Raw genomic sequence first — 25,954 nt, 5'->3', positions numbered from 1 at the left:
CCTCAATGCGTTTTCGGTGGCAGATAAGGTTCCAGCAGTTGCAGCAGGCGCTGTAGCGCGCCCTGGTTTTGATAGAGAACTTCAACTGCGTGACGACCATAGAAATTACGATAATCGGCATCGGTCAGTAAAGAGGAAACTTCTTTGGCGAGGCTTGTGGCATCGGTGACCGTAATCAAACCGCTGGCCTGCTCCAGGCGGGCGCAGATATCTTTAAAGTTGAAGGTGTGAGGTCCCATCAGCACGGGAATTGCGTGTGCTGCGGCTTCCAGTGGGTTATGTCCGCCACGTTCAACCAGAGAGCCTCCGACAAAGGCCAGATCCGCAATTCCGTAAAGCAGCATCAGTTCACCCATCGTATCACCCACAACAACCTGCGTACTGGTCGAGGGGACTTCGCCGGATGAGCGTGTTGTATAGCTTAGCCCGGCGTCACGCACGAGGTTAATCGCATCCGGGAAGCGTTCCGGATGACGCGGGACCAGAATCAACAGCAGGTTGGGGAACTGGTGTAACAATGCCTGATGAGCGGCGATGACAATACTCTCTTCGCCCTCATGCGTACTGGTGGCAATCCACACCGGGCGATGCGGCGCCCACTGGCGACGTAGCGTTACTGCCTTCGCGGCAAGCTGTGGCGTCACGGAAATATCGAACTTCAGACTGCCGGTGACGGTCACCTGATTATTCTTCGCGCCCAGCGTCACAAAGCGCTGACCATCTTCTTCATTTTGCGCCGCAATTAGCGTAATACGACGGAGGATTCTGCGGATAAATTTTCCCAGTTTCGCGTAACCGTCAGCGGAACGAGCGGAAAGACGCGCATTGGCGATGACCAGGGGAATACGGCGTTTATGCAACGCGGCAATCAGGTTCGGCCACAACTCCGTTTCCATAATCAGTACCAGCTTAGGATCGACCTTATCCAGGAAACGTCCCAGCGCATCGGGTAAATCATAAGGCAGGTAGACGTGCTGAACATCGCTACCGAAGGCGGACTGGACACGCTCGGAGCCGGTTGGTGTCATCGTGGTGACCGTGATCGGCAGGTAGGGGTAGCGGTGGCGCAGGGCGCGAACCAAAGGAATTGCTGCCAGTGTTTCGCCGACAGAAACGGAGTGGAGCATAATTCCGCCCGGTTTCAGGGGGCGGCGGTAAAAACCGTAGCGTTCACCCCAGCGTTTACGGTAGGCCGGGGCCTTACGTCCGCGCACCCAAAGCCGGATCCAGATCAAAGGCTGAATAAGGTAGAGAAGGGCGGTGTAAAGCAATTCGAGCATAGTAAATAGCTGACTTATGGATGTGCTGGGGATTCTATGTATTTAGCCAGGGCTTTACCATTACTTTTCCTGTTTTTGACTTAAATAGCTTTAAGTCAGACTAATTCCGCTAGTCAGGCTCAGCTTTTTTGCATTTTTATGCCATTTATTGATTTTTGCCGTCCTTGTCGTTGTTTGCGGAGTTAGCGAGTATCGTATAAAGCGATGCCTGGATTAATATCAATTTGATTTAAAAAAGAAAAATGTACTGCTTACGGTTAATTTATTCGGGTCGGATCGCAGCGAAAGAAGTGATACACTAACGCGTAAAAGTCAGTGCAATATCAGTGTTCGGGTAGCTGTTGAGCCCGGGGCGGTAGCGTGCTGTTTTGTGCTTAACTTTATCGGACAATCACAACAAAAGAGTCGCGTGTGGAAAAGCCTTTTCGAAAAATTCTGGTCATCAAGATGCGTTTCCACGGGGATATGCTATTAACCACTCCCGTTATCAGTACATTGAAGCAGAACTATCCTGACGCCAAAATCGATATGCTTCTTTACAAGGATACGATGCCTATTTTGTCGGAAAATCCTGAGATTAATGCCCTTTATGGCATTAGTAATAAGGGAACGGGAGCGGCAGAAAAAATTAAAAATACGTTTTCCCTGATTAAGACCTTACGCAACAACCAATATGATCTGGTCATCAACCTGACCGATCAGTGGATTGTGGCGCTGATTGTTCGTTTTTTGCGTGCAAGAGTAAAAATATCCCAGGATTTCGCTAACCGGCAGTCTGCATTCTGGAAACAGAGTTTTACCCATCTCGTTCCCTATTCCGGTGAACACGTTGTTGAACGCACGCTGTCAGCACTCAAACCGCTGGGACTGGTGCAGGTGGTTACCGAAACGACCATGAGTTATCGGCCTGAACACTGGGAGAATATGCGCCGGCAGTTACGCCAACTCGGCGTGACGCATCAGTATGTAGTGATTCAACCCACGGCAAGGCAGTTATTTAAATGCTGGGATAACGATAAATTCTCCCGCGTCATTGATGCTCTTGAGCGTCGAGGTTATCAGGTAGTGCTGACGTCCGGCCCTTCTGCTGACGATTTAGCCTGTGTGGAAGAGATTGCGCTGGGGTGCGAAACCAAGCCGGTAACCGGGCTGGCGGGCAAAACCCGATTCCCGGAATTAGGCGCGCTGATTGATCATGCTGCCCTGTTTATCGGCGTCGATTCGGCGCCTGGGCATATCGCTGCGGCAGTGAAAACGCCGGTGATATGTCTGTTTGGTGCGACAGACCACGTCTTCTGGCGCCCCTGGACGGACAATATTATTCAGTTCTGGGCAGGTGACTATCAGCCCATGCCTAAACGATCTGAACTGGACCGTGATAAAAAATATATGTCCGTTATTCCCGCTGAGGATGTGATTGCAGCAACGGAAAAAATGTTGCCGCAGCACGCGCAAATTATCGATATGGATGCGCCTGTATGATCGTGGCTTTTTGTTTGTATAAGTATTTTCCGTTCGGCGGATTACAACGTGACTTTATGCGCATTGCGCAAACTGTAGCCGCACGAGGCCATCAGGTCCGTATTTATACCCAATCCTGGGACGGAGAATGCCCGGAGGTATTTGAGCTCATTCGCGTACCCGTTAAATCACGGACTAACCACGGGCGCAATGCGGAGTATTACGCCTGGGTGCAGGCGCATTTGCGTGAGCATCCGGTTGATCGGGTCGTGGGTTTTAACAAAATGCCCGGACTGGATGTCTATTTTGCCGCTGACGTTTGTTACGCCGAAAAAGTTGCCCAGGAAAAAGGTTTCTTCTACCGGCTGACCTCTCGTTATCGCCATTATGCGGCGTTTGAACGGGCAACCTTTGAGCAGGGTAAGCCGACGCAGTTATTAATGCTGACGGATACGCAGATTGCTGATTTCCAGAAGCATTATCAAACCGAAGCTGAGCGTTTTCATATTCTCCCTCCGGGAATTTACCCGGACAGAAAATACAGTGCACAAATCCCGAATGCCCGTGAAATCGTTCGCCAGAAAAACGGTATTACGGAGCAGCAAAACTTATTACTACAGGTCGGTTCAGATTTTACCCGTAAAGGGGTGGATCGCTCGATCGAAGCGCTTGCTTCATTGCCGGCGGCACTACGACATAACACGCTTTTGTATATTGTCGGTCAGGATAAGCCGCGAAAATTTGAAGCGCTTGCGGAAAAACGCGGCGTGCGCAGTAATGTCCATTTTTTCTCCGGACGCAATGATGTCGCAGAATTGATGGCGGCCGCTGATTTATTACTGCATCCGGCCTATCAGGAAGCGGCAGGTATTGTTCTGCTTGAAGCAATTACTGCGGGTCTGCCGGTGTTGACCTCCGCCGTCTGTGGTTATGCGCATTATATTGCGCAGGCTAACTGTGGCGATGTCATTGAAGAGCCCTGGCGACAGGACGCGTTGAACGATATTTTGCGTAAGGCACTGACCCAACCGTCATTGCGTGCAGCATGGGCAGAAAACGCGCGGCATTATGCGGACACGCAAGATTTGTACAGTTTGCCGGAAAAGGCGGCGGACATTATTACAGGTGGCCTGGATGGTTGAACTGAAAGAACCGTTAGCCACATTATGGCGCGGAAAAGATGCGTTTGAAGAAGTTAAAACGCTGCAGGGGGAAGTCTTCAGGGAACTGGAAACCCGACGTACGCTGCGATTTGAACTGGCGGGGAAAAGCTATTTCCTTAAATGGCATCGGGGTACTTCTCTCAAAGAAATCGTCAAAAACCTTCTTTCGTTACGTATGCCGGTATTAGGCGCCGACAGAGAATGGAACGCTATTCATCGCCTCCAGGATTTAGGCGTGGATACGATGTACGGTGTTGGATTCGGTGAGAAGGGGCTTAACCCTCTGAGCAAAACGTCGTTCATTATTACCGAAGATCTCACGCCAACCATCAGCCTGGAAGATTATTGTGCAGACTGGGTGACAAACCCACCGGATGTGAAGGTGAAGCGGATGCTCATCGACCGGGTTGCCACGATGGTGCGCAAGATGCACGCAGGCGGTATCAATCACCGCGATTGCTATATCTGCCATTTCCTGCTGCATCTGCCTTTTACGGGCAATAAAGAAGACTTAAAAATTTCGGTTATTGATCTACACAGAGCGCAGATACGTACGAAAGTACCTCGTCGCTGGCGTGACAAAGACCTGATTGGCCTCTATTTTTCATCGCTAAACATCGGGTTGACACAGCGGGATATCTGGCGGTTTATGCGGGTTTATTTTGGCGCCCCACTGAGAAGCATCCTGCGTGAAGAAGCGAGCTTACTTGCAGAGGCAACGGTAAAGGCCGCCCGGATTAAAGAACGTACACAGCGGAAGAATTTGTAATTTTCGTTGCAGACCCCGGCATTTTTGAAGGTAGTTGAACGATGAGTAGTCCCGCCAGGCCAACTTCGTTAAAGATTGCATTTGTAGGTGAAGCCGTTTCCGGGTTTGGCGGAATGGAAACGGTCATCCGGGATGTTATCAATAACTTTCAGACCGAATATACTGGATTCCCATGCGAAATGTTCTTCTTTTGTCGTAATGACAAGATGGATAAAGCATGGTTAAGCGGCATCCATTATTCGTGCTCTTTTTCTAATATTCGACTAGGTTTTTTACGTCGGGCAAAGCATATCCATAACTTTAGCAACTGGTTAAAGAAAACAGAACCCGATGTGGTGATCTGTATTGATGTGCTGTCTTGCCTGTTTGCCAGCAAAGCGCGGAAGAAGTCGGGACGGAATTTTACAATATTCTCCTGGCCCCATTTTTCACTGGATCATAAAAAACACGCAGAATGTGTTGTCTGGGCCGATTACCATCTGGCAATCAGTAGTGGTATTAAACAGCAAATGATTGCTCGCGGTATTGATCAAAAAAATATCACCGTTGTTTATAATCCTGTATCCAGAAAATCAGAGATTATTCCGCAACCTGAAGAAGGTCAACCCGCAGTCTTTCTGTATGTCGGAAGGATGAAGTTTGAGGGACAAAAAAGAATTAAGGACCTGCTGGATGGCTTATCTCATGCTCAGGGCGAGTGGCGGTTGCATGTGATTGGCGATGGTTCTGATTTCGAAAAATGTCAGTCCTATGGGCGAGAGTTGGGCATTGACACGCGTATTACCTGGCATGGCTGGCAGGTCGAACCATGGCAGGTCGTTCGGAATGACGTTAAAAAAGTATCAGCATTATTGCTGACATCATCGTTTGAAGGATTTGGCATGGCGATACTCGAGGCGATGTCATATGGCATTCCTTGTATCAGTTCTGATTGTATATCTGGCCCACGAGATATGATCCAACCGGGGATTAATGGCGATTTATATCCGCCGAAGGATCTCCAACAGTTTACAGATCTGCTCAACCAAATCCTTAGTGGGCAGGTGAAGTATGATAATAATCTGATTCCCGCTACGATAGACAAATTCTATAATGAAGTCTATTTTCAAAATTTAAGCAGTGCAATATTTTCCAAAATCAATAAGTGATCACTATGACTCAAACGTATTTTGAAGAAAAAGTCATTCAGCAGACTTTAGATTATAACTATGCAGAACATAGTGATGTTAAAAAGTTTAATATTGCCTATGGAATTGACAAGAATTTTCTTTTTGGTTGCGGTGTGTCCATTGCGTCGATACTGATTGCCAACCCCGATATTCGATTTGCTTTTCATGTATTTACAGATTCATTTAGCAATGAAGAAAAAGCGCGATTTACTGCGCTTGCAAAGCAATACGCTACCCAAATTGTTGTATATCTCGTTGACTGTGAACAATTAAAATCGTTACCGAGTACCAAAAACTGGTCTTATGCAACGTATTTCCGATTTATTATCGCTGATCGCTTCGCGGATAAAACGGATAAAGTGCTGTATCTGGATGCGGATATTGCCTGCCAGGGAAGTGTGCAAGAATTGATTGACCTTCAGTTTGCGGAACATGAAATTGCTGCCGTCGTTGCGGAGGGTGAATCAGAGTGGTGGACGAAACGCTCAATCAGTCTGGCAACGCCGGGACTGGTTTCTGGCTACTTTAATGCGGGCTTTTTGCTGATTAACCTCCCCGTCTGGACCGCTGAGGATATTTCCCGCAAGGCTATTGAGATGTTACACGATCCTGATGTGGTGCAGCGCATCACTCATTTGGATCAAGATGTATTGAATATGTTGCTGGTCGGCAAGGCGCGTTTTATTGGCAAAAAGTTTAATACTCAGTTCAGCATCAATTACGAGTTAAAGCCTGACGTGGTCAATCCCGTGGATGGAAACACGGTGTTCATTCATTATATCGGGCCAACCAAGCCCTGGCATCAATGGGGAAACTACCCTATTGCACAGAGCTTTTTGAATGCAAAAAAATTGTCCCCCTGGTGTGATGTTGAATTGCTGAAACCTAAAAACAGTCATCAATTACGTTATGCGGCAAAGCATATGTTTAATCAGAAGCAATACGTCGCAGGCCTGATTGATTATGCACTTTACTTTAAAAGCAAGATTATTAAATAAAAATAATTATAGGTGATGCAGTGGACTCATTTCCTGAAATAGAGATAACAGAATATAAAGTTTTTGATGAGCGCTATGATGATATTGATAACACATTAAATATCTCTTATGGAATCGATGAGAACTATCTTGATGGTGTCGGGGTATCTATTACCTCGGTATTAATTAATAATGATATAAATGTTGCATTTCATATCATTTGTGACAACTATACACAAAGTTTCGTTGATAAAATTGAAGCGCTGGCGCAAGAATATAAAATAAAAATTTCATTGTATCTTATCGATGTCAAATGCCTTGAGATATTGCCGAAAACACAGGTCTGGTCAAGAGCCATGTATTTTCGACTATTCGCTTTTGACTATCTGTATCATAAGCTAGATAAATTGCTGTATCTTGACGCCGATGTTATCTGCAAAGGCCCTCTGGATCATCTTCTAAACCTTGACCTTAATGATAACGTCGCGGCGGTGGTAAAAGATGTTGACTCTATTCAGTCTCGGGTAAATGAACGACTCCCCTCCTATAATCTGCAGGGACGATATTTTAACTCCGGTGTTGTGTTGATAAATCTTCGGCAATGGGCTGAGAAGCGATTAACTGAAAGGGCATTATCGCTTTTGATAGGCGACGATGGATGTGCAACATTTTTTAAATACCCCGATCAGGATGTCCTGAATATATTGCTGTGTGATAAAGTTTATTTTTTGCCTCGTGAATATAATACGATTTACACGATTAAAAGTGAGCTAAGCGATAAAACGCATAAGAAGTATTTAAATATAATCCATGCGGATACAAAACTGATTCACTTTACGGGGGCGACAAAACCCTGGCATGCCTGGGCAAACTATCCATCCGTAATTTATTATACCAATGCCTTTATTAAATCGCCGTGGAAAAATGTTCCCGCCAAAGAAGCACGGACGATGGTTGAGTATAAAAAAAGATATAAACATCTTTTAGTTCAGAAACATTATCTGCGAGGAGTCATTGCGGGTGCAGCGTACCTCTATCGTAAAATTTTAGCAAAATGATAACTTTATAATTATGATCATTGAAACAAAAGTTAAAAACTATACTGTATTCGTAAAGCAAGATGGTGAAAAATACATTGATATTTTTAATGATTTTTTAACACAGAATCTTAAGGTACGAAAAGTCTTTCGTAGTATTGAGGACACTAAGGTCGTGTTAATCGATACTGACCATGGACAATATATCCTGAAAGTATTTCACCCTAAAGTAAAAAACACTGAGAGATTTTTTAAATCGCTGGTTAAAGGGGATTACTACGAAAAGCTTTTTTATCAGACCGATCGCGTTCGCCGGGAAGGTTTTGATGCACTAAATGATTTCTATTTGCTTGCCGAAGTGAAGACCCTGCGTTATGTGCATACTTACATAATGATTATTGAGTATATCCAGGGTATTGAGCTGGTTGACATGCCCGTCATTTCTTCCGACGTGAAAGAGAAGATAAAACAGTCTATTCAGGGATTACATCAGCATGGTATGGTTTCAGGTGACCCACATAAAGGTAACTTCATATTACAGAATGATGAGATAAGAATAATCGATCTGTCCGGGAAAAGACCTTCCCGACAGCGAATGGCGAAAGATCGCATTGATTTAGAACGCCACTATGGTATTGAAAATACTGAAAAAGACTTAGGTTTTTATCTCCTGGTTTATAAGAAGAAATGGCGAAATTTCCTTCGTCGTCTGAAAGGAAAAAGTGTGCGCTAAGCTTCAATGTGAATTTTCGAATATTGCTTTTGGTCGTTCTAAATGCAAAAATGAGTTCGTATATTTTATGAGCAAATCTGTTGTCCTGGTTTGTTCATCCACGCTAAAGATTAACAATGAACACTTTCCTCAAAGATTCATCGTGATTTAAGTTGCATGACAAGCCTACAGGTTTCGTATGAGTAATGTTAAGTTTATAACTCGAGCAGGTGTTCAGCAACTTATTGCCAGCAGAACATCTGATAACGTAATCATTTTCTTATCGGGACCAACTTCCCGAGGGACACCGCTTTCTCTTTTACAAAACAATGATGTCATTACCGTTAACGGTGCAGCGGAATACTTGCTCAGTAATAGTATTACTCCCTTCATTTATGTTTTAACAGATGCGCGTTTTTTGCTACAAAGACGTCATGATTTTTATCAATTCAGTCGGGCAAGCAAATTTACTGTTGTTAATATGGATGTTTATGAAGCCGCCACGGAAGATGATAAAAAATATATGCGGACTCATTGTTATATTTTACGTGCATTTTATAAACGTGAAAAAGGTGGTTTGTTCAAGAAGCTGAAACTGGAAATGCTTTCAAAATGGCACAAAGCGTTATTGATTCGTGTGCCGGTTTCTAAACGTAAAAGACTGGTTGGGTTTAGCAAGGATATCAGCTTAGGATACTGCTCATGTCATACCGTGGCATATACGGCGATGCAGATTGCTTATTCATTAGGTTATAACAACACGATCTGCTCCGGGTTAGATATCACCGGCAGCTGTGCGCGCTTTTATGATGAGAGTCGCAACCCGATGCCTTCTGAACTGAGCAAGGATTTGGGCAAAATTCTGCCATTTTTCCAGTTTATGTGTGAGAACGTAGATGATTTTAGTATCTATAATCTGTCTGACGATACCGCAATAAGCTACGATATTATTCCCTTTATCAAGGCAATGGATGTTGCAAACTTGCCATCTAAACAACGCATTATGAACAAAGCGCACGATCTCCACGATCGTGCTGATTCTTATGTCAGTTAGTGTTAACCTCTTTTTTATTGTCGTGTGGTAACTCGAATGGGTCTAGGTGCTTTTCATAAGAAAAAAAGATACTGCATAAATAAAATTAAGATTAATTTTCTGTCTTTTTTCTTTAACCCGAAAAAGAATATAAAAGTTAATGCAGACAACATTCAGACCTGTTTGCTCATCCATGATAACAACAAGTTAGGCGATTTAATTGTTTTGAGTTCGCTGTATCGTGAATTGTCTAATCGTGGTGTTAAACTGTCAATATTAACCTCAGCAACAGGACGCGCATTTCTTTCTGGTAACAGCAGAATACATCAATTTTATATTAAGAAATCTAATGCTATCAGTGATGTGCTGGCATTGCGGAAACAACTTTCTGGCAAGTCTTTCGACATTGTGCTTGACCCTTTTGAAACCATGCCCTCCTTTGGCCATAGCATGCTGTTGTCTGGCGTTAGCCACTCCTATGTCCTTGGTTTTGATAAGTGGTATCAACGTTATTACACCGTTTATCATCCGCATGATGAGAAGTTAACGGCGCATATGTGCACGCGGGCAAGTGAGATCCTGCATCATTTTTATGGCGATGAGCGTAATGAATTTGATGTAAGTTATGATTTGCCGCTGCCTGAATCTGTTGAAAAAGATGTTCTGAATTTTATTGGTAACGATAAAGTAATTATTATCAATGCGTTAGGCGCAAAGAAAATCTGCCGATTGTCTAATGAGCAGATCAGTATTATTTATTCGCATCTACGCAAACATTACCCTGAATACAGAGTGATTTTTACCGGCTTAGCAGAAGACATCCGTTCAATTGCGCTATCCGGAATAGAATCTCTTCCTTTTAATGAATTTATTTATACCGTTGCACTGACCAAATTCAGTCAGTATGTAATCTCGGTGGATACCGCACTGGTCCATATTGCTTCGGCCTATGAAATTCCCACGCTCGCACTTTATCCAAATGCGCGACAAACTACCTACCCATCACACCTCATCTGGGCACCGAATAATTGCAACGCGCTACAGGTGGTCTCTCCGACGTATACAGTGAAGGATATAAGCCTGAAAGTGCTGACTGAATCGGTAGAGGGTTTGCTGTCGAAATATCAGAAGTGAGGGAAGGCTCACTTCTGATCGTCAGGTTATTGTGGCGCGATATCGCTGTGCTGTCGATTTTTCTTGAGGAAAAGCATTAACACAATCGCTGTGATTAATATAATTGGTACGCTACGAGACCAGAGAATAACATCACTCAGCCCGATACCGATGGCGGCTAACGTTAAGGCAAACAGTCCCAGCGAACGATGGTAATAGACCGTAAAGAACAGCGCGATATAGAAGAAAAGCGTCGACAGAACCCCGGCAATCCCTTTCAACGAAGCGGCTTCGATGAACTCGTTGTGCAAATGGACATTCGAAAATTCGAGTGCGCCTTGCAGGTACTTATGTTCTTTCGCTAATTCCGTCATTCGCTGTGCCCGTGTATCGGCCGAGCGTGCGGCGAACGGTGCGTCTTTAAAGATATCAAAACCAATCTCATACATCGCCAGTCGTGCGCCCAGAGAACTATTGCTGTTTCCCTGACTGTAGCGATTCAAATCTGAAACACCTTCATGGTAGCGGTTATAAATCGGCTTACTGAATACGGCGATCAGGACAACCAGCGCAATCAAAAAGCCAATCACGGAAAAGAAGAGTTTTTTGGGAGATTTGATATACCCTGCAACCAACGACAGCGCACATATCACCGGGAAGATCAGCAGCGCGGAGCGTGTCTGGGTAAGTGCCAGGGCATAGAATATCGCGATGGCATTCAGTAAAAATAATATCGGATGATTCCGCTGGGTGTAGAGAATCGATATTCCGCTGACAATCCCGACAAACATGATGGAGTAGGCTGCGCCCGTGGCTGAACCTATCCCAAAATGAATACGTGGTACCCCTGTGAGGACTTTTATATAGTACGCATATCCCGCGATAAAAAATGACAGCGAATACAGGATATAAAGCGGTAATTCTTTCTTAAAGCGAATTCTTGACGTCAGCGCCAGTAAAGTAAGAAAAGCGCCAAAGAGAAAGATTTTCGCCGTGTTCAAATAACTGTGGTAGGTCGCACGGAAAGGAGAGTTATCAACCTTGAAGGCAGAATACCAGGCAACATCCAGTGCGCCGATGATCAAAATAGCAAGCGGCAACAACCAGTACTGCACCGAATAACTTTCAGGTTTACCGCGCAAAAGCAGCGCTAACAGACCCAGTATCGCGGTGACATTATAGAGCTTCATGCTCAGCGTATTATCAAACAGTGCAACAATCAGCGTAACCGCGCAGAGTAAATAGGTTGTTATTTCCAGAGCTGAAGACATCTTCCTGACGTAGCTATTCCACGGACTCGTAAGACTCAAGGTTGGCATTCATTTACCTTTAGAAGAATGATAATAATTCGCTGTGAACCACATTAGCATTGAGTTTCGCTAAATTATTCTCTGGCGCGCGACACGCCGCCTGGTTCTTCCCGTAACCACCAATGAGCCCTGGATCCGTAGGGCCGTATAACGTCAGATTGGGGCGATCGAGTGCGGCGGTCAGATGGCTTAACCCGGTATCGACTGAAACGACAAATTTTGCCCCCGCCAACACGCGTGCAACGCCTTCCAGCGTCATTCGCGGTAATACCTCAACGTGAGCGTATCCCTCTGATAATCTCTTCGCCCGCGCTTCTTCATGAGGCGCACCCCAGGGCAATTTAATGCTTATCCCACTGTCAGCCAGCAGACCGATTAAGGTTCGCCAGTTTGCCTCTGGCCAGTGCTTATCATCGCGCGTTGTGGCATGCAAAAATACCGCATAAGGCGGTTCATCTGTATTTCCATCAGTCAGGAAATGCTGCGCAATAGCATAATCGCCTTGCGACGCCGGTTTCTGATAGCCTAAGCTTTTGGCAAACAGTTCGCGGGTTCGCTCTACAGCATGCTGTTGTCTGGCAATATGATGGCGGCGATTATAGAACAGGCTGGCCAGCGGCTCGCGCGCAGTCTGCCAGTCCATGCCATGTTTTATCCCTTTTGCCAGACGGGTAACCAACGCCGCGCTTTTCACTAGCCCCTGCGCATCGATAACCGCGTCATAGCGTTCGGCCTGTATGGCATCGCGAAAGGCTTTGCGTTCGGCTGTAACCGGCGCGGAAAACCAGGCTTTACGCCAGCGGCGAATCGCCACGGGAATAACGCGATTCACCGCGGGATGCCATGACGGTATTTGCGCAAATCCTTCTTCAACCACCCAGTCAAACTGAATATCCGGGATAGCCTGTTGCGCATCCGTAAGCGTGGGCAACGTATGTAACACATCACCCATGGAGGATGTTTTGACGATCAGAACCCGCATTCGTCAGGCTTCCTCTTGCAGTAACAGACTGTTGAGTTCTTCCAGAACACGCGCCGGCGTAATATCGATCAGACTCTGATGATAGCCTTCGGCGGCATCGCCTTTGCGTACTTTGTGATAACCCGTTATCAGGCGAATCACGCGGGCTTTATGTGACAGCGGCGGGGTGAAATCCGGGCTGCTGGGACCATACAGCGCAACCAGTGGACGATTTAACGCCGCCGCGACGTGCATGAGACCGGAATCGTTAGTGACTACCGCTTTACACGCGCCAATCAGAATGACGGCCTGTTCAAGTTGTGTTTCGCCGGCCAGATTACGGCACCACGCCTGCTGTTCATCGCTTAATGAAGCCAGTATCTCGTTACCGGCTTCGTGGTCTTTTGCCGAGCCGAACAACACAATTTGATGGCCTTCGTCGATAAGCTGTTTGGCCAGTTCCGCATAGTGATAGTGCGGCCAGCGTTTTGCCGGACCAAACTCCGCGCCGGGGCAAAAACCGATCATTGGGCGTTCATCGGAAAGGGAAAATGCATTGCAGGTTAACGACTTCTCCCCTTCACTTACCTGGAGTTGCGGCCATAAAAGCGGTTGCGGCAGATCTTTTGCCGACCGTATGACGCCTTTGTCATAGGCCAGCGCCACATAGCGCTCTACCATCAGCGGCCAGGCCTCTTTATCCAGCACGCGCGCATCGTTAAGCAGGCCGTAGCGCATTTCGCCGCGCCAGCCAGTGCGGTGAGGAATACCGGCAAAGAACGGCACCAGTGCTGATTTGAAGGAGTTTGGCAGGACATATGCGCGGTCGTAGCGCTTCTCGCGCAGGCTGTGACCGAGCTTGCGCCGTTCGCCGAGTTCAAGCGCCCCGTGGCCGAGCGGCATCGGGATCGCCTCGTTGACTTCCGGCATCCGCGATAACAACGGACGGCACCACGCGGGTGCCATCACGTCGATTATCGCCTGGGGATAGCGTGCCTTGAGCGTGCGATAGAGACTTTGCGACATCATCATGTCGCCTACCCAGGACGGGCCAATCACCAGAATCCTCATAGATTGCCTGCCTTACGCGTCGCGGTTCAGCCAGGTCATATATTCCGTTACGCCTTCGGCAACGGTCTTGAACGGTTTATCATAACCGGCAGCACGCAGGTTAGTGAGATCGGCCTGGGTGAATGCCTGATAGCGGCCTTTCAGTTTTTCCGGGAACGGAATGTACTCAAGTTCACTTTTCTTATGGTAGGCCAGTGCGGCATCGGCCACCGCCTGGAAGGATTCTGCACGACCGGTGCCCAGGTTAAAGATGCCGGAGACGCCGTTCTCCCAGAACCAGAGATTGACGTCCGCCACGTCGCCGACGTACACGAAGTCGCGCTTGAAGTTTTCGCTACCTTCAAACAGCTTTGGCGTTTCGCCATTGTTGAGCTGAGTATTGAGATGGAAAGCCACGCTCGCCATGCTACCTTTATGGCCTTCGCGCGGTCCGTAGACGTTGAAGTAACGGAAGCCGACGATCTGCGAATTAGCTTCTGGCAGGATCTGACGGACATACTCGTCAAACAGGAATTTGGAGTAGCCGTAGACGTTCAGCGGTTTTTCATATTCGCGGGATTCGATGAAATCAGACGTGCGACCGCCATAGGTGGCAGCAGAAGACGCGTACAGGAACGGAATTTCGCGCTCCAGGCAGTAATGCAGCAGCTCTTTGGAGTACTGATAGTTGTTATCCATCATGTACTTGCCGTCCCACTCGGTGGTGGAAGAGCAGGCGCCTTCGTGGAAAATCGCTTCGATCTCGCCGAACTCTTCGCCCGCCATAATCTGGATTAAGAAATCTTCTTTATCCATATAGTCGGCAATGTTCAGATCCACCAGGTTAACAAACTTGGTGCCGTCTTTCAGGTTGTCCACCACCAGGATATCGGTGATGCCTTTATCATTCAGGGATTTAACGATGTTGCTGCCGATAAAGCCCGCGCCGCCGGTAACGATGATCATAACTGTAACCTATGAATTATGGAGTCAGAGACAATCTCAGACACGAATACCTCTTATCATATCACTACATAGCGCAGGCTTCAGCCATTCACCGAAGGGTCGTGTGGGTACGCGTGATTTATCCTGCATTTTGAAGAAGTGATAATGCGTCATCTCGTATCAGGGTCCATGGTTAGGTAAGATGTGCTGAAATTTGCCCAGTCTGGAGAATCGCAATGCGTGGGGATTTTTACAAACAGTTAGCCAACGATCTCGACACCGCCCGTGCGGAAGGATTGTTTAAAGAAGAGCGCATTATTACGTCTGCTCAGCAGGCAGATATCACGGTGGCGGATGGCAGCCACGTCATTAACTTCTGCGCCAACAACTATCTGGGGCTGGCGAACCATCCGGAGTTGATTGCCGCGGCAAAAGCCGGTATGGATTCTCACGGTTTCGGGATGGCGTCGGTGCGCTTTATCTGCGGCACCCAGGACAGCCATAAGCAGCTTGAACAAAAGCTGGCTTCCTTCCTCGGCATGGAAGATGCCATTCTCTATTCCTCCTGCTTCGATGCTAACGGCGGTCTGTTTGAAACGCTGCTGGGCGCCGAAGACGCCATTATCTCTGATGCGCTGAACCATGCCTCCATCATCGATGGCGTACGTCTGTGCAAAGCGAAGCGTTTCCGCTACGCCAACAACGATATGCAGGAACTGGAAGCGCGTCTGCAAGAAGCGCGCGACGCCGGGGCTCGTCATGTGCTGATTGCCACTGATGGCGTGTTCTCCATGGATGGCGTCATCGCCAACCTGAAGGGCGTGTGCGATCTGGCGGACAAATACAACGCGCTGGTGATGGTCGATGACTCTCACGCGGTCGGGTTTGTCGGTGAGAACGGGCGTGGCTCGCATGAGTATTGTGATGTGATGGGCCGCGTAGACATCATCACCGGCACGCTGGGTAAAGCCCTTGGCGGTGCGTCCGGCGGCTATACTGCTGCCCGTAAAGAGGTGGTTGAGTGGTTACGTCAGCGCTCCCGCCCGTATCTGTTCTCTAACTCGCTGGCACCGGCGATTGTCGCTGCTTCCATCAAAGTGCTGGAGATGGTCGAATCGGGTGGTGAACTGCGCGATCGCCTGTGGGCAAACGCCCGCCAGTTCCGCGAACAAATGTCTGCCGCCGGGTTTACCCTGGCGGGTGCCGATCACGCAATTATCCCGGTGATGCTGGGTGATGCGGTGATCGCGCAAGACTTTGCCCGCGAGCTGCAAAAAGAGGGCATTTACGTCACAGGATTCTTCTATCCGGTTGTTCCGAAAGGCCAGGCGCGTATCCGTACGCAGATGTCTGCGGCGCATACCCCGGAACAAATCACCCGCGCGGTGGAAGCCTTCACCCGCATTGGTAAACAACTGGGCGTTATTGCCTGAGGATGTGAGATGAAAGCGTTATCCAAACTGAAAGCGGAAGAGGGCATCTGGATGACCGACGTTCCGGAACCGGAAGTCGGCCACAACGATCTGCTGATTAAAATCCGTAAAACAGCCATCTGCGGCACTGACGTTCACATCTATAACTGGGATGAATGGTCGCAAAAAACCATCCCGGTTCCTATGGTCGTCGGCCATGAGTACGTTGGCGAAGTGGTCGGTATCGGTCAGGAAGTGAAAGGCTTCAGGATCGGTGACCGCGTGTCCGGGGAAGGCCATATTACCTGCGGACACTGTCGCAACTGTCGTGGCGGACGCACGCACCTGTGCCGTAATACCACGGGCGTGGGCGTGAACCGTCCGGGCTGTTTCGCAGAATACCTGGTGATCCCGGCGTTCAACGCGTTCAAAATTCCGGATAATATCTCTGACGATCTGGCCTCCATCTTTGACCCGTTTGGCAATGCGGTGCATACGGCGTTGTCGTTCGATCTGGTCGGCGAAGACGTGCTGGTGTCGGGAGCTGGCCCTATCGGCATCATGGCGGCGGCGGTAGCGAAGCATGTGGGCGCACGCAACGTGGTAATCACCGACGTGAATGAGTACCGCCTTGAGCTGGCGCGTAAGATGGGCATCACCCGCGCAGTCGACGTATCAAAAGAGAGCCTGACGGACGTGATGGAAGAACTGGGCATGACTGAAGGATTTGATGTCGGCCTGGAGATGTCCGGTGCGCCGCCAGCTTTCCGCACGATGCTCGACACCATGAACCACGGTGGCCGCATTGCGATGCTGGGAATTCCGCCATCCGACATGTCTATCGACTGGACGAAGGTCATCTTTAAGGGGTTGTTCATTAAGGGCATTTACGGCCGCGAGATGTTCGAAACCTGGTACAAGATGGCCGCGCTGATTCAGTCTGGTCTGGATCTGTCGCCGATCATCACCCACCGCTTCTCGATTGATGAGTTCCAGAAAGGCTTTGACGCCATGCGTTCAGGCCAGTCCGGGAAAGTCATTCTCAGCTGGAATTAATCAGAAAAGGCCGGAAAATCCGGCCTTATTTCCTCAGGAATATCCGGAAAGCTGTAAAGAAATGTCATTGTCATAAATAATTCGTAATTGCGCCGTAGTCTTATATTGCTGTTTATCTGATGCCCCTACGCTGAAGTCTCCTGGAACCTTTACAAATATTATTATCAGCCTTAATCGTTTCTTAATACAAAGGCTGTAAAAAGGCGGATAACTTCAAAGGCATTCGGTAATTTATTATGATGAACAGTACAAACAGACTCAGTGTTATTATCCCGTTATATAATGCGGGTAATGATTTTAAAGCCTGCATGGAATCGCTCATCGCGCAAACATGGACTGCCCTGGAAATTATTATTGTCAATGACGGGTCAACGGATAATTCTGTTGATATCGCAAAGTATTACGCCGAAAACTATCCTCATGTACGACTGTTGCACCAGGCGAATGCCGGGGCATCGGTGGCCCGTAACCGGGGAATGGACGTCGCAACCGGCAAATACGTTGCGTTTGTCGATGCGGATGATCTCGTCTATCCGCACATGTACGAAACGCTGATGACGATGGCGCTGGAAGACAATCTGGACGTTGCGCAGTGCAATGCCGACTGGAGCGAACGCGATACAGGCGTGACCTGGCAATCTATTCCGACAGACCGTATCCGCTCGACCGGCGTATTAACCGGCCCGGACTGGCTGCGTATGGCGCTCTCTTCTCGCCGCTGGACCCACGTGGTATGGATGGGGGTTTATCGCCGTGAGGTGATTGAAAAGAATAATATTCGCTTTATTCCTGGCTTGCATCATCAGGATATTGTGTGGACTACCGAGTTTATGTTTAACGTGCTACGTGCCCGTTATACCGAAGAATCGTTGTATAAGTATTTCCTGCATCACAATTCTGTCAGCCGACTGAAACGTCAGGGTAATAAAAATCTGAATTATCAGCGGCATTACATTAAAATCACCCGCTTATTAGAAAAGCTGAACCGCAATTATGCCGACCGGATTACGATTTATCCGGAATTTCATCAACAAATAACGTATGAAGCATTGCGTGTTTGTCATTCCGTGCGCAAAGAGCCGGATATTTTGACGCGCCAGCGAATGATCGCCGAGATTTTTACCTCGGGGATGTATAAACGTATGCTGATGAACGTGCGCAGCGCAAAAGTCGCGTATCAGACGTTACTGTGGTCCGTGAGATTGTACCAATGGCGCGACAAGACGCGTTCGCACCATCGTACTGCGCGTAAAGCGCTTAATCTGGGTTAGCGGTAGTATCGCGGGGCGCTTTTCCCCAGCCTTGCCATTGATGTTGAAACCAGTTCACCAGCGTACTCTGGCTGATGCTTTCGTTTAATACGCTAAAGAACCGGCTGGTGTAGACAGGTTCTAACGGCTTCTTCGGTTTACACACCTTCACGCCGCGGAATGGATTTCGCGGCGCGTCGATAGTTTTTGGCGGCGTCAGGTTCGGCGTGGAGGTATCCACCTGCGGCTCATTGAGCAGACTGCTCGGGCGGACAAGAGTGATGTCGGCTGGCAGGTGATACACCATTTGCTGCAGAACACGCACCGTTGACGGATGAGGATGGCCTATCGCGATGGCCGAACCGTTGCGGCGCGCCAGATCAATCGCACGGGTAAACTGGCGGCGAATGTCCGCCTCGTTTTGCGTGTCGTCGAGAAACACTTTCCGCTTAATCACCTTCACACCGGTCCCGGATGCGGCACGCATCGCCTGGCTGTTGCCGATGGTCATACTGTCGAGAAAATAGAGATCGTAGCGTCCCAGCGCCTGCATCACTTTCTGCATACCAAACAGGCTGGAGGTCATCGCGCTGCCCATGTGGTTGTTGAGCCCCACCGCGAAAGGAACTTTGCCAACCGCCTCGCGAATAATTCGCTCAATTTCATCACTGCTCATTTCCGGGCGCAGAGTGTCTTTCTCCAGCGGCTGTTTACTCAACGGAGCCATCGGCAGATGGATCAGTACTTCATGGCCGCTGTTATGCGCTTTAGTCGCCATTTCGCGGGCATGAGGCGCGTTCGGCAACACGGCGACGGAGATTTCGGACGGCATCGCCAGGACCTGATTTTCATAATGCGGACGATAGCCAAAATCGTCGATCACGATGGCGAGTTTGCCGGCAAAAACAGGGGAGGCGAATGCCAGCAGGCTGGCGAATGAAAGAACGGTACGACGAAATTGAGGCAAAACTTATCTTCCCAACCACGGTTGTGGATTGACGGCCTGACCCTGGCGACGAATTTCGAAATAGAGCGACGGTCGACCCTGACCCCCGCTGCTACCTACCAGCGCAATCGGCTGGCCGGCGCGAACCTGCGTACCGACACTGACCAGCGCACTCTGGTTGTAGCCATAAAGACTCATGTCGCCCTTGCCGTGTTCAACGACGACGACCAGTCCGTATCCCTGCAGCCAGTCAGCCAGAATGACGCGACCATCGGCAATGGCTTTCACTTCAGTGCCTTCAGACGCACCGATAACCATCCCCTTCCAACGTAGCTCACCTTGCAGTTGTTCGCCATAGCGATGCAGCGTCGGACCGCGAACGGGCCAGAATGCCTGGCCGCGTGGCGAACCCAGGCCGCCGGTACGCGACATCAGCGATTTCTCGCTGTCTGTGGGCTTGTAGGTGGTGCCTTTGCGGGTGGCCTCTTTCTGACGATTACGTACCGCTTCCGCCTCGCGCGCTTCGCGTTCAGCACGGGCTTTGGCGGCTGCCTCGGCGCGAGCAATGCTGTTACGCAGACGGGATTCGTTAGCGCGCAGCTCGCTGAGCTGTTGCTGACCTTGCTGAATGGAAGATTCCAGACCGGCGAGGGTTTTCTTACGTTCGTTACGCGCCTGTTCGAGCTTCGCCTGTTGGGCGCGCTGTTCATAGAGCAGCGTCTGTTGCTGGCTCTGCTTCTCTTCGAGTTCGGCACGCTGCGCTGCGACTTCTTCACGAGTCTGCTTCAACTCGCTAATGGTCTCCTGACGCGCCTGGTTTAAATAACCGAAGTAGGCCTGTAAACGCTGGCCGCGCTGACTCTCTTCACCGCTGAGGATAAGCTGAATACCGGTGTGTTCACCCTGACGAAAGGCGGCGTCCAGCTGCGCAGCAAGGCTGCGTTCCTGGTTGGCTTTTTGTCGTTCCAGCTTCGCGATGGAGGCATTCATCTCATCGATTTGCTTATTGAGTTGCGCAAGCGTGTTCTGCGTTTCACGTAACTGGCGCGCGGCGGCGGAGATGGCCTCTTCCTGCGCCTTCAATTGCGCAAGCAGGCCTGAACGCTGTTGCTGTTGCTGACGAACGGCACGTTCTTTGGCGGCGATATCCGCCTGAATGGATTTAAGTTGATCGCGGTCATCCGCGTGGGCGGAAAAGGCGCACAACAATACGCCAGCGCTCACCACGCTGGCGTAAATCAGGGGCCTGACTGAAAACCGCTTTGTTTTCATGGCCCCGGCTTTGGTATTCATCGCCTTTCCCCTCATGGGGAGGGATTATTCCACGATGAACAGCGGCTTACCAGTCATCTCTTGCGGGATTTCCATGCCCATCAGCGTCAACATGGTTGGCGCGATATCGGAAAGTTTGCCGCCTTCCACCGCTTTCACCTGTTTGTTGCCGACATAAATCAGCGGAACCGGCAGGTTAGTATGCGCGGTGTGCGCCTGGCCTGTTGCCGGATCGCGCATCTGCTCGGCGTTGCCGTGGTCTGCGGTGATCAGCAGTTGGCCGCCAACGGATTCAACCGCTTTCGTGACCTGCTCAACACAGTGGTCCAGCGCTTCAACCGCTTTAACAGCCGCTTCCATCACGCCTGTATGACCGACCATGTCGCCGTTCGGATAGTTACAGATGATGGTGTCGTATTTTCCGCTTTCGATAGCGGCAACCAGTTTTTCGGTCAGCTCAGCGGAACTCATTTCCGGCTGCAGATCGTAGGTCGCCACTTTCGGCGAGTTGATCAGAATGCGATCTTCACCGGTGAACGGTTCTTCAACGCCGCCGTTGAAGAAGAAGGTGACGTGGGCGTATTTTTCGGTTTCGGAGATGCGCAACTGGGTTTTGTCATTCTTCGCCATCCACTCGCCAAATGTGTTCGCCAGCGAGGCTGGTGGGTAGGCCACCGCGGTTTTGATGTCGGCCGCGTATTCGGTGAGCATCACGAAGTTCAGGTTAACCACTTTCTTACGCGCAAAGCCGTCAAAGTCAGCGTTAACAAACGCACGGGTGATCTCACGCGCACGGTCAGCACGGAAGTTCATGAAAATGAGCGTGTCGCCATCTTCCATCGCGGCATCGGCCTGACCTGCAGCACGGATCACAGTCGCTTTGACGAATTCATCGTTTTCATCACGCGCATAGGCCGCCTGCAGCCCTTCCACGGCGGTATTGGCCTGGAATTCACCCTGCGCCAGCGTCATCAGGTCATACGCTTTTTCCACGCGATCCCAACGGTTGTCACGATCCATGGCGTAGTAACGACCAATGATCGACGCTACGCGACCTTTGCCGAGTGCGGCAAATTTGTCTTCGAATTTTTTCAGGGAGGATTCAGCGCTGCGCGGCGGCGTATCGCGACCGTCGAGGAAGGCGTGCAGATAGATTTTCTCTGCGCCACGTTCAGCAGCCAGTTCAACCATCGCCATGATGTGATCTTCGTGACTATGAACGCCACCGGCAGAGAGCAAGCCCATGATGTGCACGGCTTTACCGGCGTTTTTCGCCTGATCAACGGCTGCGGTCAGCGTGGGATTAGCAAAGAAAGTGCGTTCTTTAATTTCAACGTCCAGACGGGTCAGGTCCTGATACACGATGCGGCCCGCGCCCAGGTTAACGTGACCGACTTCGGAGTTACCCATCTGACGATCGGGCAGGCCCACTTCCAGACCGGAAGCATCGATCAGGGTATGCGGGCGTTTTGCCCACAGTGCATCCATAACCGGGGTTTTGGCAGTAAAAATGGCGTTATCCTGGCTGTCTTCACGGTAGCCATAGCCATCCAGAATCACCAGTACCATAGGTTTTTTAGAAACCGACATTGCGAAACCTCACACTCAAGAGACAAAATAATTGCGTAATTTTACTACAGCTGAATCGATAAAATAGCCTCAGAAGATCAAAGAATGGGGCAGGGTGGTTCCTGGATGGCTCCGATTTGCACTTTTTTTTCCGTAGTGCCCCGCAAAAATGCAATCCATTGCACGCGCTGGCTGTATTTGCGCCAACGCGCAGGTATACTCCTGTCCTGGTTTTTTTAATCACTGAGTCGGGAGTTGTTACCCCCCATGCAAGAAATTATGCAATTTGTTGGTCGCCATCCCATACTGAGTATCGCCTGGATTGCGTTACTGGTGGCGGTTTTGTTCACCACGTTTAAGGGCCTGACGTCAAAAGTTAAGGTCATCACTCGTGGCGAAGCCACGCGTCTTATTAACAAAGAAGACGCCGTGATCGTCGATTTACGTCAGCGTGACGATTTCCGTAAAGGTCATATCGCAGGCTCTGTTAATCTGCTGCCGAGCGAAATTAAAGCCAATAACGTAGGCGAGCTGGACAAGCACAAAGACAAACCGGTGATCGTAGTTGATGGTTCCGGTATGCAGTGCCAGGAAGCGGCGAATGCGCTGATCAAAGCGGGCTTTGAGAAAGTGTCTGTGCTGAAAGAAGGTGTTGCAGGCTGGAGCGGCGAGAACCTGCCGCTGGTTCGCGGGAAATAATATTCCCGACGTAAACGAATTTGGAGATAAGTATGGCCAACATCGAGATCTATACCAAAGCAACCTGCCCGTTTTGCCATCGTGCGAAGGCGCTGTTAAACAGCAAGGGTGTGAGTTTCCAGGAACTCCCGATTGACGGCGACGCCGTGAAGCGTGAAGAGATGATCAAGCGCAGTGGTCGTACGACGGTTCCGCAGATTTTTATTGATGCACAGCACATTGGCGGCTGTGACGACTTGTATGCGTTGGATGCGCGTGGTGGACTTGATCCCCTGCTGAGCTAACGCTGGGCCATGTTATTGGCATCAAGCGCTATTTAAGGACAACACTAAAGGGTTTTCTACACATGTCAGAACAAAATAACACCGAAATGGCTTTCCAGATCCAGCGTATTTACACCAAAGATGTCTCTTTCGAAGCGCCAAATGCGCCGCATGTTTTCCAGAAAGATTGGCAGCCAGAGGTTAAACTTGATCTGGATACAGCATCTACCCAACTGGCAGATGACGTATACGAAGTGGTGCTGCGTGTTACCGTAACGGCTTCCCTCGGTGAAGAAACGGCGTTCCTGTGCGAAGTTCAGCAAGGCGGTATCTTCTCTATCAGCGGAATCGAAGGCACCCAGATGGCGCATTGCCTGGGCGCATACTGCCCGAACATTCTGTTCCCGTATGCCCGCGAATGCATCACCAGCCTGGTTTCACGTGGTACGTTCCCGCAACTGAACCTTGCGCCGGTTAACTTCGATGCGCTGTTCATGAACTATTTACAGCAGCAGGCTGGCGAAGGTACTGAAGAACATCAGGATGCCTGATGAACCAAAGTAATGCTTCAATGACTGTGATCGGTGCCGGCTCGTACGGCACCGCTCTTGCCATCACCCTGGCAAGAAATGGCCACCAGGTTGTCCTGTGGGGCCACGATCCTAAACATATCGCGACCCTTGAGCACGATCGCTGCAACGTCGCGTTCCTCCCGGATGTGCCTTTCCCCGATACGTTACGCCTCGAAAGCGACTTAGCCACTGCGCTGGCGGCCAGCCGCGATATTCTGGTGGTCGTGCCCAGCCACGTCTTTGGCGAGGTGCTGCGTCAGATTAAACCGCTGATGCGTCCTGACGCGCGTCTGGTCTGGGCAACCAAAGGGCTGGAAGCAGAGACGGGGCGCCTGTTGCAGGACGTTGCCCGTGAAGCGCTGGGCGATAAAATCCCGCTGGCGGTGATTTCTGGTCCGACGTTCGCGAAAGAGCTGGCGGCAGGCATGCCAACGGCCATCTCCCTGGCCTCCACTGACGACACCTTTGCTGACGACCTACAGCAACTGCTGCACTGCGGCAAAAGCTTTCGCGTTTACAGTAATCCGGATTTCATCGGCGTCCAGTTGGGCGGCGCGGTGAAGAACGTGATTGCGATTGGTGCGGGAATGTCTGACGGCATTGGTTTTGGCGCTAACGCCCGTACTGCGCTAATTACCCGTGGCCTGACAGAGATGTCGCGTCTGGGCGCAGCGCTGGGTGCCGATCCCCAGACCTTTATGGGAATGGCCGGGTTAGGCGATCTGGTGCTGACCTGTACCGACAACCAGTCGCGCAACCGCCGTTTTGGCATGATGCTCGGTCAGGGCATGGATGTGCAAGGCGCGCAGGATAAGATTGGACAGGTGGTTGAAGGCTACCGCAATACGAAAGAAGTTCGCGAGTTGGCGCACCGTTTTGGTGTCGAAATGCCAATAACCGAGGAAATTTATCAAGTATTATATTGCGGAAAAAACGCGCGCGAGGCAGCATTGACGTTATTAGGTCGTGCACGCAAGGATGAGCGAAGCAGCCACTAGTCTCAAGGATCCGTTTTTAAAAAATGACCCGGCCCGCGAAGAACGGGCCGGTCGTTAGCCTCATTACCTGGAGTCCGCAATGCCGTGTGAAGAACTGGATATCGTCTGGAACAATATAAAATCCGAAGCCCGCGCTCTGGCAGACTGTGAGCCTATGCTGGCCAGTTTTTACCACGCAACGCTACTCAAGCATGAGAATCTGGGCAGTGCGCTGAGCTACATGCTGGCGAACAAACTGGCATCGCCCATTATGCCCGCCATTGCTATCCGTGAAGTGGTCGAAGAAGCGTACGCGGCAGACCCGGAAATGATCGCCTCAGCAGCCTGTGATATTCAGGCCGTCCGCACGCGTGACCCGGCGGTCGATAAATACTCCACTCCGCTTTTGTACCTGAAGGGTTTTCATGCCCTGCAGGCCTACCGCATTGGTCACTGGTTATGGAATGAAGGCCGCCGCGCGCTGGCTATCTTCCTGCAAAACCAGGTCTCCGTGACGTTCCAGGTGGATATTCACCCGGCGGCAAAGATTGGTCGTGGGATCATGCTCGACCACGCTACGGGTATTGTGGTCGGTGAGACAGCGGTAATCGAAGATGATGTGTCGATTCTGCAGTCGGTCACCCTCGGCGGTACCGGTAAAACCAGCGGCGATCGCCATCCGAAAATTCGTGAAGGCGTGATGATTGGCGCGGGGGCGAAAATCCTCGGCAACATTGAAGTCGGACGTGGGGCGAAAATTGGCGCCGGTTCCGTGGTGTTACAACCCGTTCCGCCGCATACCACCGCCGCTGGCGTCCCGGCGCGCATTGTCGGTAAGCCAGACAGCGATAAGCCGTCAATGGATATGGATCAGCATTTCAACGGGATACATCACACGTTCGAGTATGGCGACGGTATTTAATCTCTTGCCCGGTGGCGCTGTGCTTACCGGGCCTAC

25 protein-coding genes are annotated in these 25,954 nt (G+C 49.9%); 17 read left to right on the top strand and 8 right to left on the bottom strand.

Going from position 1 to position 25,954, the window contains the following annotated elements; all coding sequences use genetic code 11:
- Nucleotides 1-2: 2 nt before the first annotated feature.
- Entirely contained in the window at nt 3-1,280 is a 1,278-nt protein-coding gene (gene waaA / locus QNN88_RS16330; RefSeq protein WP_414241144.1) for a lipid IV(A) 3-deoxy-D-manno-octulosonic acid transferase, read from the bottom strand.
- A gap of 411 nt (nt 1,281-1,691) precedes the next feature.
- On the opposite strand from waaA, the gene rfaQ reads away from it, so the two are divergent.
- From rfaQ to QNN88_RS16285, 9 genes are all read left to right on the top strand, one after another.
- Entirely contained in the window at nt 1,692-2,762 is a 1,071-nt protein-coding gene (gene rfaQ / locus QNN88_RS16325; protein WP_414241143.1) for a lipopolysaccharide core heptosyltransferase RfaQ, read from the top strand.
- The gene (locus QNN88_RS16320) at nt 2,759-3,883 is read left to right on the top strand and encodes a glycosyltransferase family 4 protein (RefSeq protein WP_414241142.1); all 1,125 of its coding nucleotides are present in this window, start codon (nt 2,759-2,761) and stop codon (nt 3,881-3,883) included. Before rfaQ ends, QNN88_RS16320 begins: the two co-directional genes overlap by 4 nt.
- Nucleotides 3,876-4,673, top strand: a complete 798-nt coding sequence (gene rfaP, locus QNN88_RS16315; protein ID WP_414241141.1) for a lipopolysaccharide core heptose(I) kinase RfaP — start codon at nt 3,876-3,878, stop codon at nt 4,671-4,673. Before QNN88_RS16320 ends, rfaP begins: the two co-directional genes overlap by 8 nt.
- Nucleotides 4,674-4,714: 41 nt before the next feature.
- The gene (gene waaB / locus QNN88_RS16310) at nt 4,715-5,821 is read left to right on the top strand and encodes a lipopolysaccharide 1,6-galactosyltransferase (protein WP_414241140.1); all 1,107 of its coding nucleotides are present in this window, start codon (nt 4,715-4,717) and stop codon (nt 5,819-5,821) included.
- A gap of 5 nt (nt 5,822-5,826) precedes the next feature.
- Nucleotides 5,827-6,840 (top strand): lipopolysaccharide 3-alpha-galactosyltransferase, encoded by a 1,014-nt coding sequence (waaO, locus tag QNN88_RS16305; RefSeq protein ID WP_414241139.1) that lies wholly within the window; start codon nt 5,827-5,829, stop codon nt 6,838-6,840.
- Between the two features lie 20 nt (nt 6,841-6,860).
- The gene (locus QNN88_RS16300) at nt 6,861-7,877 is read left to right on the top strand and encodes a glycosyltransferase family 8 protein (protein ID WP_414241138.1); all 1,017 of its coding nucleotides are present in this window, start codon (nt 6,861-6,863) and stop codon (nt 7,875-7,877) included.
- Between the two features lie 13 nt (nt 7,878-7,890).
- Nucleotides 7,891-8,589, top strand: a complete 699-nt coding sequence (gene rfaY / locus QNN88_RS16295; protein WP_414241137.1) for a lipopolysaccharide core heptose(II) kinase RfaY — start codon at nt 7,891-7,893, stop codon at nt 8,587-8,589.
- A 178-nt stretch (nt 8,590-8,767) separates the two neighbouring features.
- Nucleotides 8,768-9,622 (top strand): 3-deoxy-D-manno-oct-2-ulosonate III transferase WaaZ, encoded by an 855-nt coding sequence (waaZ, locus tag QNN88_RS16290; protein ID WP_414241136.1) that lies wholly within the window; start codon nt 8,768-8,770, stop codon nt 9,620-9,622.
- Between the two features lie 36 nt (nt 9,623-9,658).
- The gene (locus QNN88_RS16285) at nt 9,659-10,735 is read left to right on the top strand and encodes a glycosyltransferase family 9 protein (RefSeq protein WP_414241135.1); all 1,077 of its coding nucleotides are present in this window, start codon (nt 9,659-9,661) and stop codon (nt 10,733-10,735) included.
- Between the two features lie 26 nt (nt 10,736-10,761).
- On the opposite strand, the gene QNN88_RS16280 is transcribed toward QNN88_RS16285, so the two are convergent.
- The 4 genes from QNN88_RS16280 to rfaD are packed head-to-tail and all read right to left on the bottom strand — an operon-like array spanning nt 10,762 to nt 15,001.
- Complete coding sequence (locus QNN88_RS16280; protein ID WP_414241134.1) at nt 10,762-12,033, bottom strand: O-antigen ligase family protein; 1,272 nt, start codon at nt 12,031-12,033, stop codon at nt 10,762-10,764.
- A 10-nt stretch (nt 12,034-12,043) separates the two neighbouring features.
- Complete coding sequence (gene rfaC / locus QNN88_RS16275) at nt 12,044-13,006, bottom strand: lipopolysaccharide heptosyltransferase RfaC (RefSeq protein ID WP_414241133.1); 963 nt, start codon at nt 13,004-13,006, stop codon at nt 12,044-12,046.
- Nucleotides 13,007-13,009: 3 nt separating this feature from the next.
- Entirely contained in the window at nt 13,010-14,056 is a 1,047-nt protein-coding gene (gene rfaF / locus QNN88_RS16270) for an ADP-heptose--LPS heptosyltransferase RfaF (protein WP_414241132.1), read from the bottom strand.
- Nucleotides 14,057-14,068: 12 nt separating this feature from the next.
- Nucleotides 14,069-15,001: an ADP-glyceromanno-heptose 6-epimerase gene (gene rfaD / locus QNN88_RS16265; protein WP_042998615.1), complete on the bottom strand. Its 933-nt coding sequence runs from the start codon at nt 14,999-15,001 to the stop codon at nt 14,069-14,071.
- Between the two features lie 215 nt (nt 15,002-15,216).
- On the opposite strand from rfaD, the gene kbl reads away from it, so the two are divergent.
- From kbl to QNN88_RS16250, 3 genes are all read left to right on the top strand, one after another.
- Nucleotides 15,217-16,413 (top strand): glycine C-acetyltransferase, encoded by a 1,197-nt coding sequence (gene kbl, locus QNN88_RS16260; protein WP_414241131.1) that lies wholly within the window; start codon nt 15,217-15,219, stop codon nt 16,411-16,413.
- A 9-nt stretch (nt 16,414-16,422) separates the two neighbouring features.
- On the top strand, nt 16,423-17,448 hold the full coding sequence (gene tdh, locus QNN88_RS16255; RefSeq protein ID WP_414241130.1) for an L-threonine 3-dehydrogenase: 1,026 nt from the start codon (nt 16,423-16,425) through the stop codon (nt 17,446-17,448).
- Nucleotides 17,449-17,684: 236 nt separating this feature from the next.
- On the top strand, nt 17,685-18,719 hold the full coding sequence (locus tag QNN88_RS16250) for a glycosyltransferase (RefSeq protein ID WP_414241129.1): 1,035 nt from the start codon (nt 17,685-17,687) through the stop codon (nt 18,717-18,719).
- Here QNN88_RS16250 and QNN88_RS16245 read toward each other — a convergent pair.
- Genes QNN88_RS16245 through gpmM form a run of 3 tightly spaced genes read right to left on the bottom strand, consistent with a single transcriptional unit; the run spans nt 18,706 to nt 22,506 of the window.
- Nucleotides 18,706-19,665: a divergent polysaccharide deacetylase family protein gene (locus tag QNN88_RS16245; protein ID WP_414241128.1), complete on the bottom strand. Its 960-nt coding sequence runs from the start codon at nt 19,663-19,665 to the stop codon at nt 18,706-18,708. The two genes, QNN88_RS16250 and QNN88_RS16245, sit on opposite strands and share 14 nt — an antisense overlap.
- 3 nt (nt 19,666-19,668) lie before the next feature.
- Nucleotides 19,669-20,952, bottom strand: a complete 1,284-nt coding sequence (envC, locus tag QNN88_RS16240; RefSeq protein WP_414241127.1) for a murein hydrolase activator EnvC — start codon at nt 20,950-20,952, stop codon at nt 19,669-19,671.
- 9 nt (nt 20,953-20,961) lie between these two features.
- Nucleotides 20,962-22,506, bottom strand: coding sequence for a 2,3-bisphosphoglycerate-independent phosphoglycerate mutase (gene gpmM / locus QNN88_RS16235; protein WP_414241126.1), 1,545 nt, complete (start codon nt 22,504-22,506; stop codon nt 20,962-20,964).
- Between the two features lie 246 nt (nt 22,507-22,752).
- Here gpmM and QNN88_RS16230 point away from each other — a divergent pair, with 246 nt between their 5' ends.
- The 5 genes from QNN88_RS16230 to cysE all read left to right on the top strand — a co-directional run bounded on the left by QNN88_RS16230 (nt 22,753) and on the right by cysE (nt 25,918).
- On the top strand, nt 22,753-23,184 hold the full coding sequence (locus QNN88_RS16230; protein WP_414241125.1) for a rhodanese-like domain-containing protein: 432 nt from the start codon (nt 22,753-22,755) through the stop codon (nt 23,182-23,184).
- 32 nt (nt 23,185-23,216) lie between these two features.
- A complete protein-coding gene (gene grxC / locus QNN88_RS16225; RefSeq protein WP_012908148.1) occupies nt 23,217-23,468 on the top strand; it encodes a glutaredoxin 3 in 252 nt (83 codons plus the stop codon).
- 62 nt (nt 23,469-23,530) lie between these two features.
- Nucleotides 23,531-23,998, top strand: a complete 468-nt coding sequence (gene secB, locus QNN88_RS16220; RefSeq protein ID WP_003024155.1) for a protein-export chaperone SecB — start codon at nt 23,531-23,533, stop codon at nt 23,996-23,998.
- Entirely contained in the window at nt 23,998-25,017 is a 1,020-nt protein-coding gene (gpsA, locus tag QNN88_RS16215) for an NAD(P)H-dependent glycerol-3-phosphate dehydrogenase (protein ID WP_414241124.1), read from the top strand. The genes secB and gpsA overlap by 1 nt, the downstream gene beginning before the upstream one ends.
- Before the next feature lie 79 nt (nt 25,018-25,096).
- Complete coding sequence (gene cysE / locus QNN88_RS16210; protein WP_414241123.1) at nt 25,097-25,918, top strand: serine O-acetyltransferase; 822 nt, start codon at nt 25,097-25,099, stop codon at nt 25,916-25,918.
- Nucleotides 25,919-25,954: the final 36 nt, after the last annotated feature.

The sequence above is a fragment of the Citrobacter sp. ANG330 genome, assembly GCF_047467925.1.
GTDB classification, from domain to species: Bacteria; Pseudomonadota; Gammaproteobacteria; order Enterobacterales; family Enterobacteriaceae; genus Citrobacter_A; species Citrobacter_A amalonaticus_G.
This window is presented reverse-complemented; position numbering and strand designations above follow the sequence as displayed.

Bases quoted from the DNA above. Each gene is read 5' to 3' on its own strand.
- waaA (WP_414241144.1), bottom strand. From the start codon at position 1,280: ATGCTCGAATTGCTTTACACCGCCCTTCTCTACCTTATTCAGCCTTTG.
- QNN88_RS16320 (WP_414241142.1), top strand. From the start codon at position 2,759: ATGATCGTGGCTTTTTGTTTGTATAAGTATTTTCCGTTCGGCGGATTA.
- rfaP (WP_414241141.1), top strand. From the start codon at position 3,876: ATGGTTGAACTGAAAGAACCGTTAGCCACATTATGGCGCGGAAAAGAT.
- waaB (WP_414241140.1), top strand. From the start codon at position 4,715: ATGAGTAGTCCCGCCAGGCCAACTTCGTTAAAGATTGCATTTGTAGGT.
- waaO (WP_414241139.1), top strand. From the start codon at position 5,827: ATGACTCAAACGTATTTTGAAGAAAAAGTCATTCAGCAGACTTTAGAT.
- rfaY (WP_414241137.1), top strand. From the start codon at position 7,891: ATGATCATTGAAACAAAAGTTAAAAACTATACTGTATTCGTAAAGCAA.
- waaZ (WP_414241136.1), top strand. From the start codon at position 8,768: ATGAGTAATGTTAAGTTTATAACTCGAGCAGGTGTTCAGCAACTTATT.
- QNN88_RS16285 (WP_414241135.1), top strand. From the start codon at position 9,659: ATGGGTCTAGGTGCTTTTCATAAGAAAAAAAGATACTGCATAAATAAA.
- QNN88_RS16280 (WP_414241134.1), bottom strand. From the start codon at position 12,033: ATGCCAACCTTGAGTCTTACGAGTCCGTGGAATAGCTACGTCAGGAAG.
- rfaC (WP_414241133.1), bottom strand. From the start codon at position 13,006: ATGCGGGTTCTGATCGTCAAAACATCCTCCATGGGTGATGTGTTACAT.
- rfaF (WP_414241132.1), bottom strand. From the start codon at position 14,056: ATGAGGATTCTGGTGATTGGCCCGTCCTGGGTAGGCGACATGATGATG.
- rfaD (WP_042998615.1), bottom strand. From the start codon at position 15,001: ATGATCATCGTTACCGGCGGCGCGGGCTTTATCGGCAGCAACATCGTT.
- kbl (WP_414241131.1), top strand. From the start codon at position 15,217: ATGCGTGGGGATTTTTACAAACAGTTAGCCAACGATCTCGACACCGCC.
- tdh (WP_414241130.1), top strand. From the start codon at position 16,423: ATGAAAGCGTTATCCAAACTGAAAGCGGAAGAGGGCATCTGGATGACC.
- QNN88_RS16250 (WP_414241129.1), top strand. From the start codon at position 17,685: ATGATGAACAGTACAAACAGACTCAGTGTTATTATCCCGTTATATAAT.
- envC (WP_414241127.1), bottom strand. From the start codon at position 20,952: ATGAGGGGAAAGGCGATGAATACCAAAGCCGGGGCCATGAAAACAAAG.
- gpmM (WP_414241126.1), bottom strand. From the start codon at position 22,506: ATGTCGGTTTCTAAAAAACCTATGGTACTGGTGATTCTGGATGGCTAT.
- QNN88_RS16230 (WP_414241125.1), top strand. From the start codon at position 22,753: ATGCAAGAAATTATGCAATTTGTTGGTCGCCATCCCATACTGAGTATC.
- grxC (WP_012908148.1), top strand. From the start codon at position 23,217: ATGGCCAACATCGAGATCTATACCAAAGCAACCTGCCCGTTTTGCCAT.
- secB (WP_003024155.1), top strand. From the start codon at position 23,531: ATGTCAGAACAAAATAACACCGAAATGGCTTTCCAGATCCAGCGTATT.
- gpsA (WP_414241124.1), top strand. From the start codon at position 23,998: ATGAACCAAAGTAATGCTTCAATGACTGTGATCGGTGCCGGCTCGTAC.
- cysE (WP_414241123.1), top strand. From the start codon at position 25,097: ATGCCGTGTGAAGAACTGGATATCGTCTGGAACAATATAAAATCCGAA.